This is a genomic window from Undibacterium sp. Dicai25W, assembly GCF_049340505.1.
Lineage (GTDB): Bacteria > Pseudomonadota > Gammaproteobacteria > Burkholderiales > Burkholderiaceae_D > Undibacterium > Undibacterium jejuense.
Window position 1 is genome coordinate 1 of sequence record NZ_JBMPOQ010000065.1, and the last position, 282, is coordinate 282.

The 282-nt window shown below is 33.7% G+C and carries 1 protein-coding gene; it reads left to right on the forward strand.

Annotated features, from left to right (window positions below; genetic code table 11):
- Positions 1 to 28: 28 nt before the first annotated feature.
- On the forward strand, positions 29 to 282 hold a 254-nt coding region (locus ACO0KY_RS19695; RefSeq protein ID WP_423048936.1), incomplete at its 3' end, for a hypothetical protein.

Sequence of the window (282 nt, forward strand, 5' to 3'; positions counted from 1 at the left end):
ATCAAGTATTTTTTCAACCGTTGATAGTATGACTTTACCATTCATTCAAAACGAAAAGCTTTTAAAATGGAGTCAATCAACAAAGTCAACATACAGTATTGAAAATGTAATGTTTGGAGAGAAATTTGGTGTTAGCTTGCCAGAGAAAGTATATGGCATGGCAGGTTTAGCAATTGCAAAAATGTTGAAAGCCAAAGTCTACAATGCCATTTATAAACGAGGTGAAAACTGGAAAGACGACCCAGTAAACAAGAGAGTTTATTTTGTTATAGATGAATGCCA